11 protein-coding genes and 2 rRNA genes are annotated in these 16,004 nt (G+C 57.9%); 4 read left to right on the plus strand and 9 right to left on the minus strand.

Annotated elements, in window-relative coordinates; genetic code table 11:
- Positions 1-71: 71 nt before the first annotated feature.
- Genes csx2 through cmr1 form a run of 7 tightly spaced genes read right to left on the minus strand, consistent with a single transcriptional unit; the run spans position 72 to position 7,736 of the window.
- The gene (gene csx2, locus CVV65_RS09465) at positions 72-1,346 is read right to left on the minus strand and encodes a TIGR02221 family CRISPR-associated protein (protein WP_157935459.1); all 1,275 of its coding nucleotides are present in this window, start codon (positions 1,344-1,346) and stop codon (positions 72-74) included.
- Positions 1,343-2,176, minus strand: coding sequence for a type III-B CRISPR module RAMP protein Cmr6 (gene cmr6 / locus CVV65_RS09470; RefSeq protein WP_100667921.1), 834 nt, complete (start codon positions 2,174-2,176; stop codon positions 1,343-1,345). Before cmr6 ends, csx2 begins: the two co-directional genes overlap by 4 nt.
- Positions 2,177-2,181: 5 nt before the next feature.
- Positions 2,182-2,550 carry a type III-B CRISPR module-associated protein Cmr5 gene (locus CVV65_RS09475; protein ID WP_157935460.1) on the minus strand — a complete coding sequence of 123 codons (369 nt, stop codon included), beginning with the start codon at positions 2,548-2,550 and terminating at the stop codon, positions 2,182-2,184.
- A gap of 5 nt (positions 2,551-2,555) precedes the next feature.
- Positions 2,556-3,446 carry a type III-B CRISPR module RAMP protein Cmr4 gene (cmr4, locus tag CVV65_RS09480; protein ID WP_100667923.1) on the minus strand — a complete coding sequence of 297 codons (891 nt, stop codon included), beginning with the start codon at positions 3,444-3,446 and terminating at the stop codon, positions 2,556-2,558.
- Positions 3,447-3,469: 23 nt separating this feature from the next.
- Positions 3,470-4,651 (minus strand): type III-B CRISPR module-associated Cmr3 family protein, encoded by a 1,182-nt coding sequence (locus CVV65_RS09485; RefSeq protein WP_100667924.1) that lies wholly within the window; start codon positions 4,649-4,651, stop codon positions 3,470-3,472.
- A complete protein-coding gene (gene cas10, locus CVV65_RS09490; protein ID WP_100667925.1) occupies positions 4,648-6,471 on the minus strand; it encodes a type III-B CRISPR-associated protein Cas10/Cmr2 in 1,824 nt (607 codons plus the stop codon). Before cas10 ends, CVV65_RS09485 begins: the two co-directional genes overlap by 4 nt.
- Positions 6,468-7,736 (minus strand): type III-B CRISPR module RAMP protein Cmr1, encoded by a 1,269-nt coding sequence (cmr1, locus tag CVV65_RS09495; protein WP_100667926.1) that lies wholly within the window; start codon positions 7,734-7,736, stop codon positions 6,468-6,470. Before cmr1 ends, cas10 begins: the two co-directional genes overlap by 4 nt.
- A gap of 335 nt (positions 7,737-8,071) precedes the next feature.
- Between cmr1 and CVV65_RS09500 the strand changes: the two genes are divergently transcribed.
- The 4 genes from CVV65_RS09500 to CVV65_RS09515 are packed head-to-tail and all read left to right on the plus strand — an operon-like array spanning position 8,072 to position 12,726.
- Positions 8,072-8,695, plus strand: coding sequence for a TetR/AcrR family transcriptional regulator (locus tag CVV65_RS09500; protein ID WP_157935461.1), 624 nt, complete (start codon positions 8,072-8,074; stop codon positions 8,693-8,695).
- Positions 8,680-10,035, plus strand: coding sequence for a cytosine permease (locus tag CVV65_RS09505; RefSeq protein WP_100667928.1), 1,356 nt, complete (start codon positions 8,680-8,682; stop codon positions 10,033-10,035). Before CVV65_RS09500 ends, CVV65_RS09505 begins: the two co-directional genes overlap by 16 nt.
- A gap of 15 nt (positions 10,036-10,050) precedes the next feature.
- Positions 10,051-11,142: an S-methyl thiohydantoin desulfurase family protein gene (locus tag CVV65_RS09510; RefSeq protein WP_100667929.1), complete on the plus strand. Its 1,092-nt coding sequence runs from the start codon at positions 10,051-10,053 to the stop codon at positions 11,140-11,142.
- Positions 11,143-11,166: 24 nt separating this feature from the next.
- Entirely contained in the window at positions 11,167-12,726 is a 1,560-nt protein-coding gene (locus CVV65_RS09515; RefSeq protein ID WP_232796575.1) for a hydantoinase/oxoprolinase family protein, read from the plus strand.
- Between the two features lie 174 nt (positions 12,727-12,900).
- Here CVV65_RS09515 and rrf read toward each other — a convergent pair.
- Both rrf and CVV65_RS09525 read right to left on the minus strand, forming a co-directional pair.
- Positions 12,901-13,017: ribosomal RNA gene (gene rrf / locus CVV65_RS09520) — 5S ribosomal RNA — on the minus strand.
- A 34-nt stretch (positions 13,018-13,051) separates the two neighbouring features.
- A 23S ribosomal RNA gene (locus CVV65_RS09525) occupies positions 13,052-15,976 on the minus strand.
- Positions 15,977-16,004: the final 28 nt, after the last annotated feature.

Here is a 16,004-nt window from a genome sequence, read left to right on the forward strand (position 1 = left end):
CACGGTGGGAAAGGGAGTGTGCGGGGAAGGGGCGGGTGGCCTCTGGGCCGCCGGCCCCTAACCTGTATTCGTTAAGCCTGAACGGATGAGTGTTGCCAATAGTCACGAATCGCGTCGCAAACTTCCTCGTAATGATTGTCAAGAAAGTTCATGATTGTCTTCGCTTCCTTGGGGTCGGATCGCCAGCCGGCGTGATTAAAATCATTGCGATAATTGGCAATGTCATGAAACCATTTGACCATCTCGGGATATTGCAACAATCGGTTGACCAGTTCCATATTATACGATTCAGAAGAAGAATCCACCGGTCGCTTATCTTTTAACTTTGAAGCATAGTGGAGGTGCCGGGCAACGTCCTCCCGATCATTTACCCGTTGCTTGTCATACCCTTCCCGCTCACATACTGCAGTGATGACCAATTCATTCAAAAGGGTAAAGGTCTGTTGGACGAGTCCATGGCGTTTGCACCAGTCAATCGCCGCAAACCCAGCCTGGATCACATCATCATCTTCCATCGGCTGTAACTCTCGATTCACTCGGTCCAACAGAATGTTAATCGGCTGAAAATCCGGCAGCGCCTCTGCTTGATCCTTAAAATTTTCCAGAATTCTCCTGGCCAACACGGCCTTGTCGCGAACTAGGGGCCCGCGACAGGCCTGCAAGGCGGTCGTTAACTCTACCCAGCTCCGGGCCATTTTTTGAATCGGTTCAATGGCCTGTCCCTGTCCTTTTGTTCGCGCCGCCATACTCTTTTTATTCCGTACCCACTCATTAAAGGGTTCGGCGCGGCCCATTTCGGTAAATGCATAGACGTTGATGATCCAATCCTGCAGATCGGCAAAAGACGTCAAGTCGACCACTTGCGCCGGGACTTCGTAGATGTTCCCGTAGTAAATCCCCCTGACCATGATATTTTTTGTAATGCGAGCGAAATGCAAGATCAACAGAGCCATCATGGGCTGATGGCGAAAGGAATGGGTGATATCGAAAATTACCTCGTCTTCAGGATGAAGCACATCAAACACGGTTTTAAAATCTTCCCAGATTTCCTTGGTTTTTGTAGCACCGAGGATAGGCACGGGGATCCAGGAAAAATACACTTTCTCCCGCAAGGTGATCAGTTGTTCCTTTAATTTTCCAGGTCCTAACCAACTCTGCCGTTCTGCTTCCGGAGTAAGAAAAACGTACATCTCTTCCGGAGGGTGGGCGGTTTTGTGCAGCAACTCCATTAGAGCCCGCTGAATGTAGGGTGTCTCCTCCGACACGTCCTCGCCAAAATGATAACAATAGGGATCATAATGGCCATTTTTCCCGACACCAAGGAACGTCAAAAGTTTGACAGTCATCGTTTCTCCCCCCGTTCGCGTTTTTCTACGACAGCCTTCATTCTCCCGTAACCGGCGTTGGTCTTGCCGCCAACGCCCCATTGCTGCAAGGCCCGGTTCAATAGTTCCATCGTCAGCGAGGTCCATTTGTCGCTATAAGAGGTCCGCTCCGAAGACAACGCGAGCAAAAAATGCCCCTTGCAACTGAGAAAAGGGATGGGGTTAGGATCGTCAAAATCCGTTGGTGGCCGGTCCCCCTGGTAATAATCCGGATGATGCACCGTCATGACATCCCGCACGAGGGACCCTCTGAGGGTCTCGGGCGTGATCCACGCGTCAAAAAAACGGATATGACCGGATTCTTCGAGAGTACCGAAAAGAAACCGGTGATATTCGCCGCCCCTGCGATACCTCTCGTCCTCTTGACCCCAAACCTCACCGCAATAATGGGAGGCCAACCCTTTTAAGGCCGTGGCGGGAACGTAGGGGATGCCGTAGGTATGGTGTAAAGTCAATCCCGTCTCCAGAGGCGAAGCAGAACCAAGACCCACCACCAAACGTCCTTCTACCTCCATCTCCCGGGTCACACAGGACTGTAGCTGAGACACGTAGCGCTGATACACTTGTTCATACCAAGGAAGGATTCCGCCCACCGATTGTTCAGCTATATCTAAAATCTTTTCCTTTCCATGCAGACCGACAGGCGTATTCCCTTTGCGGTGGTCTGGCTCATCCGCCTTCTCCGCCTGGCTTTCCAGGAAACGTTGGAGAATCAGACCCGAGTGGGTGGAAACCTGCGGGGAAAGGCGATTCAATGCAGACTTCTGCACATTTCGACAAGCTTGTTTCACGACCCTCAGTCCTCTCCCGGTTGAACCTTTAGAATCGCTTCCGCGTATCGTTTATACCAAGTGGCTGCCTGCATGACCCGTTGGGTCAACCGTATATATTGCACCAAATCGGCTTCGCGAGCCACGGTCCATGAGTGGTCAACCCCCACGGTATCGGCTAAATCATTGAGGAACTGTATAAAATGTTCCCTTCCCGGCGCCGACCCCTTGGCCTGACAAAAAGCAACCGCTTGACACAACCCGGACGCATGCAACAACGCCGGGAAATTTACGCAAATGCGGCCGTAATCTTTTTGCTCCTCCCGACTTCGCTTTTCGACACGGTCGATCTTTTCGTACACATCCCGCGCCCACTGCTGCTGTCTCGTTTGCATGGCCATCACCCCTTCTTCTCCCCGGGTGTGAACAGGCAGCGGATCTGCCCTTTGCCGACGCTGGCATGACCGCCGATCTGTAAATTCACTTTTGACGGACAAAAATTTGTGATCAACTCTTGCGGCGTGACGTCCTTTCCGTACACCTGATCGCACCACACCACACCGGCCAGTACCGCTTCGGCCGGGAGATTTTCCTCGTACCAGAGGGCTCCCTTCTCCACGATTTTCGTATCGTCATTGATCCTGATCCTAGCCTGTACTTCGGTGGCCGTTTCACAGAGATAATTGAAGACATTGTCTGAAACCATGGCAAACCGTTCGAGAAAAAAGGGCCGCCAGGGGTCATTTTCAGGGAAAAGAGCCTCCGCGAAAAAGTCAGCCCACTGTTTAACCGTCGGGTCCGTCTTGGCAGTGAAATCGAGATCTTCCAGGAATACGCTCTGGTCCATAGCTAAGCTGCTGAGCTCTGAAAGATAAATCTCACCCTCGGCTATAGTAGCCCCTACGCTTCCCATGTCCGCGGGCATTCCTGAGCCGTACACCATCTCCAAGTCCCGCCGCAGGCGCATCAAGACAAAAGGAGAGGTAACATAGGCGAAGGTCCCGTACAAGCTGCGTACGGGCAGCATCACCAGATGGGCATCGGTGAACACGAGTGACCCCGCCTGCTCATCCCCCACTCCTCCCTGTCCAAAGGCCAGTGTAAACCCTTTCAAATCTGTTCCTTGAAAATAGTCCCGCAAGACCCCCTTCACGGCGCTTCCCGGAACGACCGGCCAATGGGTGACCTTTTCCCGCATAATCGGCAGATCAATAAACCCCACGCCCTGTCCCGCCCCGACATGGAGGGGAGTGACGGCGTGCAACCAAAACATCCGGTTATGGCCCCGCATGTTGACGTATCTCCTTTCTTCGCTCATCGCTGCCAACGGCCCCAAAGAGCGTTTGCAAAACCGTCTCGCCGATCTTGTTCCTCGTCCGCCACCGATCGAAGCCACGCATCCTTTATGTAAGCACCGGGGTTTCCCGCCAACACTTCGAAAAAGTAGACGCTCCCGGCCGGGACGATCCGGCGAATCGGTTTCGGGCCATAGTGGCCCTTCTCTATGCTCCAGCCGGAGAGCGGCTTCCACCGGCCTACACAGGCACTCCGCAATTGCAGCCGCAACCCGTTCATGCCGGGCGGCGTGCCTTGTAACGTGTCCGGGTCAATCCAGCCCGGCAACCAACCGTACCGAAACAGACCCGGAGTGGCCAAAACCATTCGCACCCCATCGGCACCGTCCAGGGCGATCGACAATTCATCATCGGGAAACCACGGAAGGGGGGACGTTGTCTGTAAAAAGGAAAGCCGCCTCTCCCCGCCCAGGGGCGCCAACACGGCCCCCTCACTGGGCCACGAGGACTCCTCCAGCCCCTCCACCCACGTGACGATCCCCACGCCGTGGGGGAACGCCAGTCCCGATGTGGAAAACAGTTGTTCATCCCCGGCACGTCCAGTCAACGGGTCGATGTGAACGTGCACGCGCACATCTCGCTTTAACGGATAAAGGTACTCGGGCGGTGATAGCTGGAAATCGGTGATGTTGCTTGTACCCTCCTCAGCCGGTATGGCTAAATTGCTGCGGTGATCGTCCATCAACCACGCCATCATGCGCTCTCGGGACCAAAAGGCCGGACCTTTGGCCGGTTTGAGGTCTTCCGTAACGACAACAGGAAGTAGAGCGGGATGGGGCAGGTCACACCCCTCCCCTTCTCCCATTTCGTGGGGGCGAAGGGCGATTCCTCGCAAAGAATGCGAATCATCGTCCCGAAAAAGAACGACATCGAGCGGCGCAGGAAAATAGAGTTTCTCGCCGACACATGGATAAGGGCCGCCGATGGTCAAACTCTTCAGCCACTGAACTCGCGTTGGTGTAAAGGGTTCTATCCCTGGGCTGTCCACTACATGTTTCCCCACCCAGGTTCGCAGAAAGCCGGCGAGGACAGAAGGGTATGGCCAGTCTAAACAGACCATTCTGTTGCCGCCTTCCGGACCAAAAGGGCGAGCATCCCTCACCACGAGCGGATCCCGGGGCCAGATCTGCACATGAATCATGTTGACAACGTCTCCTTTCCCGTTCGTCCCGACTGGCGCCAACTCCGGGCCACGTGGTAGGCCAGCAGTAACGACGTGGACAAACGGTACACGTCCCCCAAGGTCTGCACCTCCGTAGACAACTGGTCTATCAGGGGTCCTTCCAACACTTTACCGGATCGCGTTCTTTTTCTTTCAAATAAGCGCCGGATATCCGCCTGGAGCAGCTTCCCAGGCGGCCAGGAACTCTCCTCCTGACCGGGATCATTGACCCCCTTTCCGCCATAAGCGATCGCCAATTGAAGAAGATCATAGGGCACCTTGTGCGGGATTTTTCCAGAGAGAAACCCTTTCACCTTTTCTTCGATCTTTTTATCGGGATTTTGATCCCACCTCTCGCGAAAGCCCAGAGTTTCTCTACCACTTCGCATTTGCAGGAATACGGCGAGACCGTTGCGGTCATCCCCTTTCGCGCACCTCTCTGCCTCCCGGGCCAAATTCAATAAATCCTCCATGGGCTCCAAGCAATGGCCAATTCCAATCCCCACCGAGAGGGTGGGAACTGCCCGCAAAGCGGAAGAATCCGCGTGAATGGCCTCCAGGACCGGCTCGAGGATGGCTTGAAACCGATCATGTAACAGCCGCGCAACATCCAGCACCCAATCCACAGGCAACAGGGCCAATACATCGTCTCCGCCGCTGTAGATCAGGATCCCGGTGAAAGCCGCTGCGGGCGAGGATTGCCTTACCCCTTTGTTTTCCACGATATCCCGAACCTCCCGGGCAAACCGCGAGAGGGCCTGAGAAAACAGCTGATGTCCTCGCGCGTCCCGGATCTCCGACATGGTCTGCCCCATGCGGTCACCATCGGCGGAGAGGACCGCGACGTAGGGGATGGGGGGCTGAAAGGCCTTATATAAATCGTTGAGCGCGTCTCGCAACGACTGGATGTCCGGACCGATGATCCCCTTCTCCCCGGCCAAAAGATCCAAGCGGGACGGCAGCAGTACGCTCCCATCGTAAGGAAAATAGCGATAGTTCTTCTTCGGGTCCGCAATTCCCGTCGTTTCGACGAGCTGTTTCACTTCTTTCCACTTTCCCTGAATTTGCGGATCCGTGTTGCCCTCTATACCCCGCACCCAGGGATCGACAGCCAGTTGCACCACCGACACATAAGACTCAGCTTTTCCTCCGAATCGTTTCACCACTCCGATCGCATCGAGATGCTCCCGCTCCTTGACGGCCCTTGCTGAAACTGTGGAAGTTCCAGGCTGCTCGTCGAGAAAAACCGACTCCCTCGCCCCGTCCAGGGACGATTTCGCCACTCCAAACCGCCCCTGAACCGGTTGAAAATCCCGCAAATTTTTCCGTCCAGCCAGAAGGCGGTCGACCCTGACTCGAGCTTCTTGATAGGTTGAGACCACCGGTACCCAAGCGGCATAAAACTCGATGACATCGTCCCCCCGCACCTGCTCGGCCCAGAGCTCTTCGTCAATACGGCGCCCTGACTCTCGCTTCGCCTTCTCTAAAGCTTCTTTCGCAAATTCTTCCCACCGCCGGATTGCCGCCTCTTTGGCTCTGGCGGCCACAAGACGGGCGTCGACCCCTGCATCTATTTCCAGTAGAATTTTGTTCGCGGTATTCTGCCGATCGTCATCCCAGTCCTCTTCCCGGGCAAAACTGGGATAGATCAGTTCGCCTTGTTCTCTCAGAACCTCTGCGGCCGCCTTGCTGATCTCGGACAGGACGTACGAGCCGAACCAGAGATCCCGGGTTTTTCGGGCAGAGGCGATAAAATCCTGCACCGGACCGATGGAAATCCCGAGAAGTTGCTTGCTCATCGGTATCCCCTCTTCTTTGTCGCAAAGTTCAAGAAGGCTTCAATCGCCGATCCCGTTGTACCGTAGTGCAGGGGAGATTTCGGAACGCGCACCAAATTGGGATCGCGGATCTCGTCTGCGCGTACAAGAGTGTGACTTTTACCAGATCGTAACTCTGCCCCGCAGAGCGGAGGGGATTGTAGATGCAGAATGATCGAAACGGCCGTGTGCTCGGAAAGGGCGAGCGGCTTGACGATCAAGGGGCTCGCCATGCGGCTGTGGTCGACCGGCCGCAGTGTGTAGTCCGGCGGGTCACCTTTCTTCTTGTCCTTAAAATGAAAGATGATCGGCAGACCGAGCTCCGCCCGGGGAAAGCGATTCTCACGACCGGTAATCGGTTGCCGGTGACGCGGGCACGCTTTCCCGGAGATGCGGCGAATGCTGTCCGCTTCCGGCCAGCGGGAACGACCGGGACGGTTGCCTTGCCCAGGATTGCGGCCAATATCCGCGCCCTGTCGAAACGCCTGCAGCACGTCGATCCCTCGATTCCAGGCCTTCATGGGCGCAATCGGCTCTTCTTTAACAATGATTTGCGGAGGCAAAGTCGGCCAGGGTTTCGGCTCCTCGGGTAACCGAATGTCATAGGCGTTCAGTGCCGATTGGTACCAGTGGTGAATATCAGCGTTTCTGTTAGGTGAAAATTTCTGACAATATAGTGCCCCGCAACCTCTTCGTGTTCGGGCACCTATCCCTCCAAAATTGCTCCACGCCCACAGGGCGGCATAAAGATCGTCCTCATATTCGATCGGATATTGCAGGGTCAGGGTGAAGCAAGCTCTCATGAGCCCACTTTCAGGGGGCACCTTTCCTTCTTTGTCGGAGTTCTTGCCTTGAAACGGAAATAAGGCATAACCGGGAAAGTCGGCCGTAAAGGTTGGATACGTCTTCCCCGGCGGATATGTAGCACAAACTTTTTTGATACCCGGATGGTCGCGGTCCATGTCCACCCGTAGTGATATCGGGCTCTTGTGGGTGGTGGATCCCCATATCTGTTCTTCTTTCTTTCGCAATTCTTTCTCGTTCGCACACGAAGCCCCCCGAGTGGCCCGCCACCAGAAGCGCAGCTGCCCACGCACCGCGGGCCCGCGAACCGGGGTGAGCGGATCGTTTTGGCGTGACACCACGCCCCCGCCGAAAATCGGTGTAACGGTCTTGAAAAAGATTGTTTCTTCCCGAACGCCGCTTTGGAGTAACGCCTTGGGAATAGTTTCCGGAAAAACGTCCATTGGTTTCCTCCCTCCAGTTTACGAGTTACGGAGGTGCTCTTTGGGACGCGCCTCCCTGCAACAGAGCCTCACAATCTGTTTGCCAAGTTTTGGTCGAAGCACCGCGATAGCTCGCGAAATGATTATATCAAAATTTGAGGATGATTCCATCTCATCCTTCCCATTTTCATAAGGATCACGACGGCTCAATCATCATTCGTCTACAAAGACCGCCATCCTGCCGCACGCACACGCTCCCGCGGACCATTTTCATTTTTCACATTGCAAATTCCTGACGACAACGCTACAATGGAGGCTAACTAATGTTAATTAGGTTATATAGGAGGAGTGTCGGATTGTCGACCAGAGAGGAATTGCTGAAGGCGGCCTGCCGCCATTTTGGCGAAGGAGGCTATGGATCGACCCCGCTGTCGGCAATCGCCGGGACGTGCGGGATCAAAACACCGTCGATCTACGCGTTTTACAAAAATAAAGATGCCCTGTATCTGGCGGCGTTCCGCCATGTTCTCGAGTCGCATTACCTGTTCCTGAAACGCGCCGTGGAAGCGAAAAAAGATGCGCCCCCGGAAGAGCAGCTCTTCTCAATCCTACGGGGTCTCGTCGACTTCCACGACCAGGAAACGGAACTCACGCAATTTTATAAACAAGCCTACCTGGTGCCCCCCCACCACCTCAAAGCCGAGATGGACGAGACGTTCCGCTATTACGACCGGCTGCTCTCCGCCCTGGTGGATGGAATTCTCCAACGGCTCATCGACGAGGGGATCGTGGCCAAAGGAAATAGGCAGGCTGTCCTGGCCGCCTGGTTCTGCCTCATGGACGGTATTTTTCTCGAAATGTTTTACTATCCCAAAGAAGAACTGGACGAGCGCCTATGCATGATTTGGAAGATTTTTTGGGATGGGCTCAAGAATTCTCGTACAGATGACAGGAGTGACTCCCAGTGCAAGAACTTGTGAACAGCAACGACTACGAACGCCAACCCGTCCCTAAGGAAGAAAGACAGGCGTGGTATCGCCTGAGCGCCGTCTGGATCGCCATCGGCATCGACCTGTCCTCGGTTCTGCTCGGGGTACAGATCGGCAACGGTCTGAGCTTCGGCCACGCCCTCGCCGCCGTTTTTGTCGGCTCCCTCATCCTCGCCGCCATGAGCGCGGCCAGTGCCTACGTCGGGGCGGCCACGGGCCTGTCCACCGCTCTTCTCACCCGTCAGATCTTTGGCGAATGCGGCGCCAAACTCATTTCCCTGATCCTCGGCGTGTCCTTGCTCGGCTGGTTCGGCGTCCAGGCCGGCTTTTTCGCCGAGAACGCCCACGCCGTCAACCACAGCGTGTTCGGGCTCAATTGGAACGTCCAGTGGTTGGCGGTCATCGGCGGTCTCCTGATGATGACCTCAGCAATCTACGGGTATCGGTCTATTGAAAAATTGAGCGTAGTCGCCGTACCGCTCCTGGTGATCCTGATCTTTCTCGCAATCGGTCTGGCCGGCGTCCGCTACGGATGGGCCGCCCTGCATCACCCGGCCATCCAACCCCTCTCTTTTGGGATGGCCGTGTCCTTGGTCATCGGGATTTTTGTCGTGGGGGCGGTGATCGCGCCGGACATCGCCCGGTGGGCCCGAACCAAAACAGAAGCCATCCTGGCGGCTTTTGTGGGATTTCTCATCGGGAACAGCTTTATGCTGGTGGTCGCCATCATTTTGTCCAAGCTCACCAACACGGAAAATCTCACTCAAATCTTTATCGGCCTCGGGCTGGGGATTCCGGCGATCATCGTCCTCACCCTCGCCCAGTGGACCACGAACACCAACAACCTGTATTCTTCCAGTTTGGGCTTTTCTGTGGTGTTCACCAAGGTGCCCAAACGGCTCATCGCCATGGTGGCCGGGATCTTGGCCACGGGACTGGCATATTTTGGAATATTCGACCATTTCATCACATTCCTGTCCATTATCACCACGCTCATCGCCCCTATCGGCGGCGTCTACGTCGGCGAATATTTTTTCGTCGACGCCGAGCGACTCCAGTTTCGGGCGGACATCCCCCACCGATGGATCGGACGTTCCGCCCTCAGTTGGGCGGTGGGTTCTTTACTGGCCTTCGCGACAACGCCGGTCCCGGATGGGTTTGGCTGGTTTTCCCTGACCACGGTACCGGCCCTGGACGGGTTTTTGGCGGCCGCCATCGTCCAGGTGCTGGTCGGTCTCCCCGAGCGCCGGCGGGCAGCGCATCCGGAGGAGACTCCGAATCAGGCCGACGATGCCCAGCAGGGCCAGAATCCCAATCCGCAACAGCCCTGAAAGAGGTGAACCTTCGTGAGATACATCGACGAACAAGCTATTGAACGCATCACCCTGGGCGCCACCTTGCTCGGGACCGGGGGAGGCGGAGACCCGTACATCGGCAAGATGATGGCTCTACAAGCGGTGAGGCGATATGGCCCGGTGGCTCTGGTGGCCGCCGATGAGTTGTCCCGGGACGAGCTCGTGGTGCCAATTTCGATGATTGGCGCCCCGACGGTTCTTTGGGAAAAAATCCCATCCGGCCGGGAGATGGTCAAGATTCTTGAATTGATGGAAGCCCACCTGGGCAAGCGGGCGGCAGCCGTGATGCCCATCGAAATCGGTGGGGTGAACTCGTTGATCCCCATCGCTGTGGCGGCGGAGAAGAGTCTTCCGGTGGTGGACGCAGACGCCATGGGCCGGGCCTTTCCCGAAGCCCAAATGGTAAGTTTTTACCTCGACGGCCTGGTGCCTAACCCCGTGACCATGGCCGATGAGAAAGGAAACACCGTGCTGTTTCACCCGGTGGACGCCGTCTGGTCCGAGCGGCTGGCCCGGAGTTTGACGGTTCAGATGGGGGCCTCGGCGGCCATGAGCGATTACGCCTTGACCGCCGGCCAAGTGCTCACCAGCGGCATTCTCGGCACCTTGTCCCTAGCCGAGGAAGTGGGCCGGCTCATCCTCGAGGCCCGGCGCGAAAACCGGTCGCCTGTCCAGGATCTGCTCGACACCTTGCACGGATTTCGGCTATTTACCGGCAAAATCAGCGATGTCACCCGCCGGCTGGAGGGCGGTTTCACGAAGGGGGAGGCGATTTTGGAGGCACTGACGGGGAAAACGGGGGAATCACTCTCCCTGTATTTTCAAAATGAATACCTGCTGGCCGCTAGCGGCGACCGGATTCTGGCCTCGACCCCAGATCTGATTGTCGCCCTGGACGCCGACGTCGGTACGCCAATCACCAGCGACCGGCTGAAATACGGCATGCGGGTGGACATCCTCGCCTTTCCAGCCCCTCCAAAATGGAGAACCCCGAAGGGCATTGAGGTGGCTGGACCGCGTTATTTTGGCTATGACGTCGATTATGTTCCTGTGGAACATCGCGTGGCCGCAGCCGCGCAATGATGTGCAACGAAGGAGGAAATGCCATTGGTCGGCTATCGAATTGGGATCGACGTCGGGGGAACCAACACCGACGCCGTGATTCTCGATGAACAAGATCGGGTGATTGCCCAAGTCAAAACAGCGACCACAGAGGATGTGGCCACCGGGATTGAGACGGCGCTCAGCCGGGTGTTGGCGAGCGCCCGAATTGACCGCCGCCAGATCCGGCACGCCATGCTCGGGACCACCCAGTGCACCAACGCCATCGTTGAACGGCAACGCCTGTCCAGAATCGCGGTGCTGCGGATCGGGGCTCCGGCCACCCTGGCCGTAGAACCGCTGGCCGGGATCCCCGAGGATCTGAAACAGGCGATGATCCATTATGTAGAGATCGTCCGGGGCGGACATGAATTCGACGGTCGGGAGATCGCCCCTCTAGACACCGAGGCCATCCGGGCTTTTGCCCAGTCAGTGAAAAATCGCGTGGACGCCGCGGCGGTGACGTCGGTGTTCGCCCCGGTCTCCCCGGATCACGAAGAACGGGCGGCGGCGATTTTTCGGGACGTGCTGGGGGCGGATTTTCCCGTTTCCCTGTCGTATCGAATCGGCAGCATCGGACTGATCGAACGGGAGAACGCGACGATTCTTAACGCTGCCCTCACCGGAGTGGCCCGCCGGACCGTTCAGGGATTTGAGGCGGCCTTGGCCGGTCAAGGGGTGAACGCCCTTGCATTTTTTGGTCAAAATGACGGGACGTTGATGAGCGCGGAGTATGCGATGCAGTACCCGATTCGCATGATCGCCTGCGGGCCGACGAACAGTCTGCGGGGAGCTTCGTATTTGACCGGGCTGGAAAATGCTGTCGTGGTGGATGTGGGAGGCACCACCACGGATATCGGCGTCATCGCAAACGGCTTCCCGCGGGAATCGGCGGTGGCGGTGGAGATCGGCGGAGTGCGGACGAACTTTCGCATGCCTGATCTGGTGTCGGTGGGGATCGGGGGAGGTACAGTGATCCACTTGAAGCCAGGTGGCGGATTTAGCGTGGGGCCGGAGAGCGTCGGATACCGACTGACGGAAAAGGCGCTGGTATTCGGAGGGGACACGTTGACCTTCACCGACGTCGCCGTGGGGTTGGGGAAAGTGGCCATCGGCGATTCGACCCGGACGGCAAGTCTTGACAAGGAGTTACTCATGGCCATCTATCGAGACATTATAGCGAGGATCGAAGAGGCCGTGGACCGGGTCAAGGTGAGCGGCGACGCCGTTCCGGTGGTCCTGACGGGCGGTGGCAGCGCCCTGTTCCCCGACGTGCTAGCGGGCGCCTCCCAGATCATACGTCCGGCGCATTTTAACGTCGCCAACGCCATCGGGGCGGCCATTGCCCAGGTAAGCGGGGAAATCGAGCGGGTGTACTCCCTGGAGAAGACGGCGCGCACCGCCGCCGTGGAGGATGCCAAGCGCCGGGCTGTGGCAGTGGCCGTGGAGGCCGGGGCCTCTCCGGAGACTTGCCATGTGGTGGATATCGAAGATGTGCCTTTGGCATATCTGCCCGGCAACGCGACACGGATCAAGGTGAAGGCAGCGGGGGATTTGGTAGGATAAAAAGTAACGGGTATACATGACCGTCGTTGCGCCGCGCTTGGCGCAGTAGGGGCCGCCCTTTGCCAGGGGTGGCCTTTTATCGCCTCCTGGACCCGCGGGCCTGCCCCGACAACTCCGGCGATCGAGGTACAACAAAGCCCCACAGGAAAGATCCTGCGGGGCTTGCGGGAACGCGCCCGGCAACGTCCTACTCTCCCAGGGCCCTGTGGCCCAAGTACCATCGGCGCTGGAGGACTTCACTTCTGTGTTCGGAATGGTGACAGGTGTTTCCCCTCCGCTCTCGTCACCCGACCCTCGTTCCCTCAAAACCGAAAAGCCACCACAGCTTGAGAAAGCCTCGACCGATTCGTATCCGTCCGCTTCACGCCTCGCGGCGCTTCCACGCCGGACCGATCTACCTCGTCTTCTCCAAGGGGTCTTACCACCTTGCGGTGTGGGAAACCTCATCTTGAGGCGGGCTTCGCGCTTAGATGCATTCAGCGCTTCTCCCTCCCCGACTTGGCTACCCAGCGGTGCGCCTGGCGGCACAACTGGGACACCAGCGGTCGGTCCATCCCGGTCCTCTCGTACTAAGGACAGCCCCTCTCAAGTTTCCTCCGCCCGCGGCAGATAGGGACCGAACTGTCTCACGACGTTCTGAACCCAGCTCGCGTACCGCTTTCATGGGCGAACAGCCCAACCCTTGGGACCGACTTCAGCCCCAGGATGCGATGAGCCGACATCGAGGTGCCAAACCTCCCCGTCGATGTGGACTCTTGGGGGAGATCAGCCTGTTATCCCCGGGGTAGCTTTTATCCGTTGAGCGACGGCCCTTCCACTCAGTGCCGCCGGATCACTAAGCCCGACTTTCGTCCCTGCTCGAGTTGTCTCTCTCGCAGTCAAGCTCCCTTGTGCCTTTGCACTCGCCGCGCGATGTCCATCCGCGCTGAGGGAACCTTTGGGCGCCTCCGTTACCTTTTAGGAGGCGACCGCCCCAGTCAAACTGCCCACCTGACACTGTCCCCCGACCGGTTCACGGCCGCAGGTTAGAAGATCAATCCGCCAAGGGTGGTATCCCAACGTCGGCTCCCCCCAGGCTGGCGCCCGGAGTTCCCTGCCTCCCACCTATCCTGTACATGACCGACCCATCTCCCATATCAGGCTACAGTCAAGCTCCACGGGGTCTTTCCGTCTAGCCGCGGGTACCCTGCATCTTCACAGGGACTACAATTTCACCGGGTCTCTCGTTGAGACAGCGCCCAAGTCGTTACGCCTTTCGTGCGGGTCGGAACTTACCCGACAAGGAATTTCGCTACCTTAGGACCGTTATAGTTACGGCCGCCGTTTACTGGGGCTTCGGTTCAGGGCTCTCACCCTTCCCCTTAACCTTCCAGCACCGGGCAGGCGTCAGCCCCTATACCTCGCCTTCCGGCTTCGCAGAGACCTGTGTTTTTGCTAAACAGTCGCTTGGGCCTCTCCTCTGCGGCTCCCTCGGGCTCAGAATCTCTCCCTCACCCTACCGGAGCGCCCCTTCTCCCGAAGTTACGGGGCCATTTTGCCGAGTTCCTTAACGAGAGTTCTCCCGGTCGCCTTCGGATCCTCTCCGTGCCAACCTGTGTCGGTTTCCGGTACGGGCACCCAGGTCCTCGCTAGAGGCTTTTCTCGCCAGTGTGAACCCAGGGACTTCGGTACTCATGCTTCCCTCCCCTTCACGGCTCAGGCGCCCGTTGTGCGGATTTCCCTGCACAACACCCTCGCCGCTTGGACGGCCTCTTCCAGCCGGCCGCTCCCCTGTCCTCCTGTGTCCCCCCTTCGCTCAAACGGACCTCGGTGGTACGGGATTCTCCACCCGTTGCCCTTCGCCTACGCCCTTCGGCCTCGGCTTAGGTCCCGACTAACCCTGGGCGGACGAACCTTCCCCAGGAACCCTTCGGCTTTCGGCGGACAGGATTCTCACCTGTCTTTCGTTACTTATACCGGCATTCTCACTTCCCGCCTGTCCACACGCCCTTGCGGTCGTGCTTCCCCCACGCGGGAACGCTCCCCTACCACAGTCTCCTGTCCGAGGCTTCGGTCGCGGGTTTCAGCCCCGTTTCATTTTCGGCGCAGCCGCACTCGACCAGTGAGCTATTACGCACTCTTTCAATGATGGCTGCTTCTAAGCCAACATCCTGGTTGTCTTCGCACGGCCACTTCCTTTCCCACTTAACCCGCCCTTGGGGACCTTAGCCGTCGGTCTGGGCTGTTCCCCTCTCGACCACGGATCTTATCACTCGTAGTCTCACTGCACGGCATCCGACAACGGCATTCGGAGTTCGACTCGGCTCGGTAACCCTCGCGGGCCCCTCCCCCAATCGGTGCTCTACCGCCCCCGCCTTCTTCGCCGCACGCTCGCCCTCAAGCGATTTCGGGGAGAACCAGCTATCTCCGGGTTCGATTGGCATTTCACCCCTACCCCCAACTCATCCTATGGTTTTTCAACACCAACAGGTTCGGGCCTCCATGGCGTTTCACCGCCACTTCACCCTGGTCAGGGGTAGATCACCCGGTTTCGGGTCTGCCGCATGAAACTCTCGCCCTCTTCAGACGCGCTTTCGCTTCGGCTCCGGCCCTGAAGGCCTTAACCTCGCTTCATACGGCCGCTCGCCGGTTCATTCTACAAAAGGCACGCCGTCAGGCTCTGTGACGCCCTCCGACTGCTTGTCGGCACACGGTTTCAGGTCCTTTTTCACTCCCCTCCCGGGGTGCTTTTCACCTTTCCCTCACGGTACTCTCCGCTATCGGTCGCTGGGGAGTATTTAGCCTTGGGAGGTGGTCCTCCCGGATTCAAGCGGGATTCCTCGTGCCCCGCCCTACTCGGGGTCCGCCCCGGAGCCGCGTCGGTTTCGGATACGGGGCTCTCACCCTCTCCGGCGGGCCTTCCCAGACCCTTCTCCTACCAACCCGGTTTCTCACTCCTCATGGGACGCCCCTCGACCCCGGCCCCCTTAAAGACCGGTTTAGGCTCCTCCCCGTTCGCTCGCCGCTACTTGGGGAATCGCGGTTGCTTTCTTCTCCTCGGGGTACTAAGATGTTTCAGTTCCCCCGGTCTGCCCTCGACGACCTATGCATTCAGCCGCCGATGCCGCCTCTCCCAGACGGCGGGTTCCCCCATTCGGACACCCCCGGATCAACGCCCGCTTACGGCTCCCCGGGGCGTTTCGGCGTTCGCCCCGTCCTTCTTCGGCTCCCAGCGCCTAGGCATCCACCGTGCGCCTTTCCTACTTTCTCTCGCTGCGTGGCTTTTCAGTTCTCAAGGA

This window comes from Kyrpidia spormannii, assembly GCF_002804065.1.
In the GTDB taxonomy this organism is placed as follows: domain Bacteria; phylum Bacillota; class Bacilli; order Kyrpidiales; family Kyrpidiaceae; genus Kyrpidia; species Kyrpidia spormannii.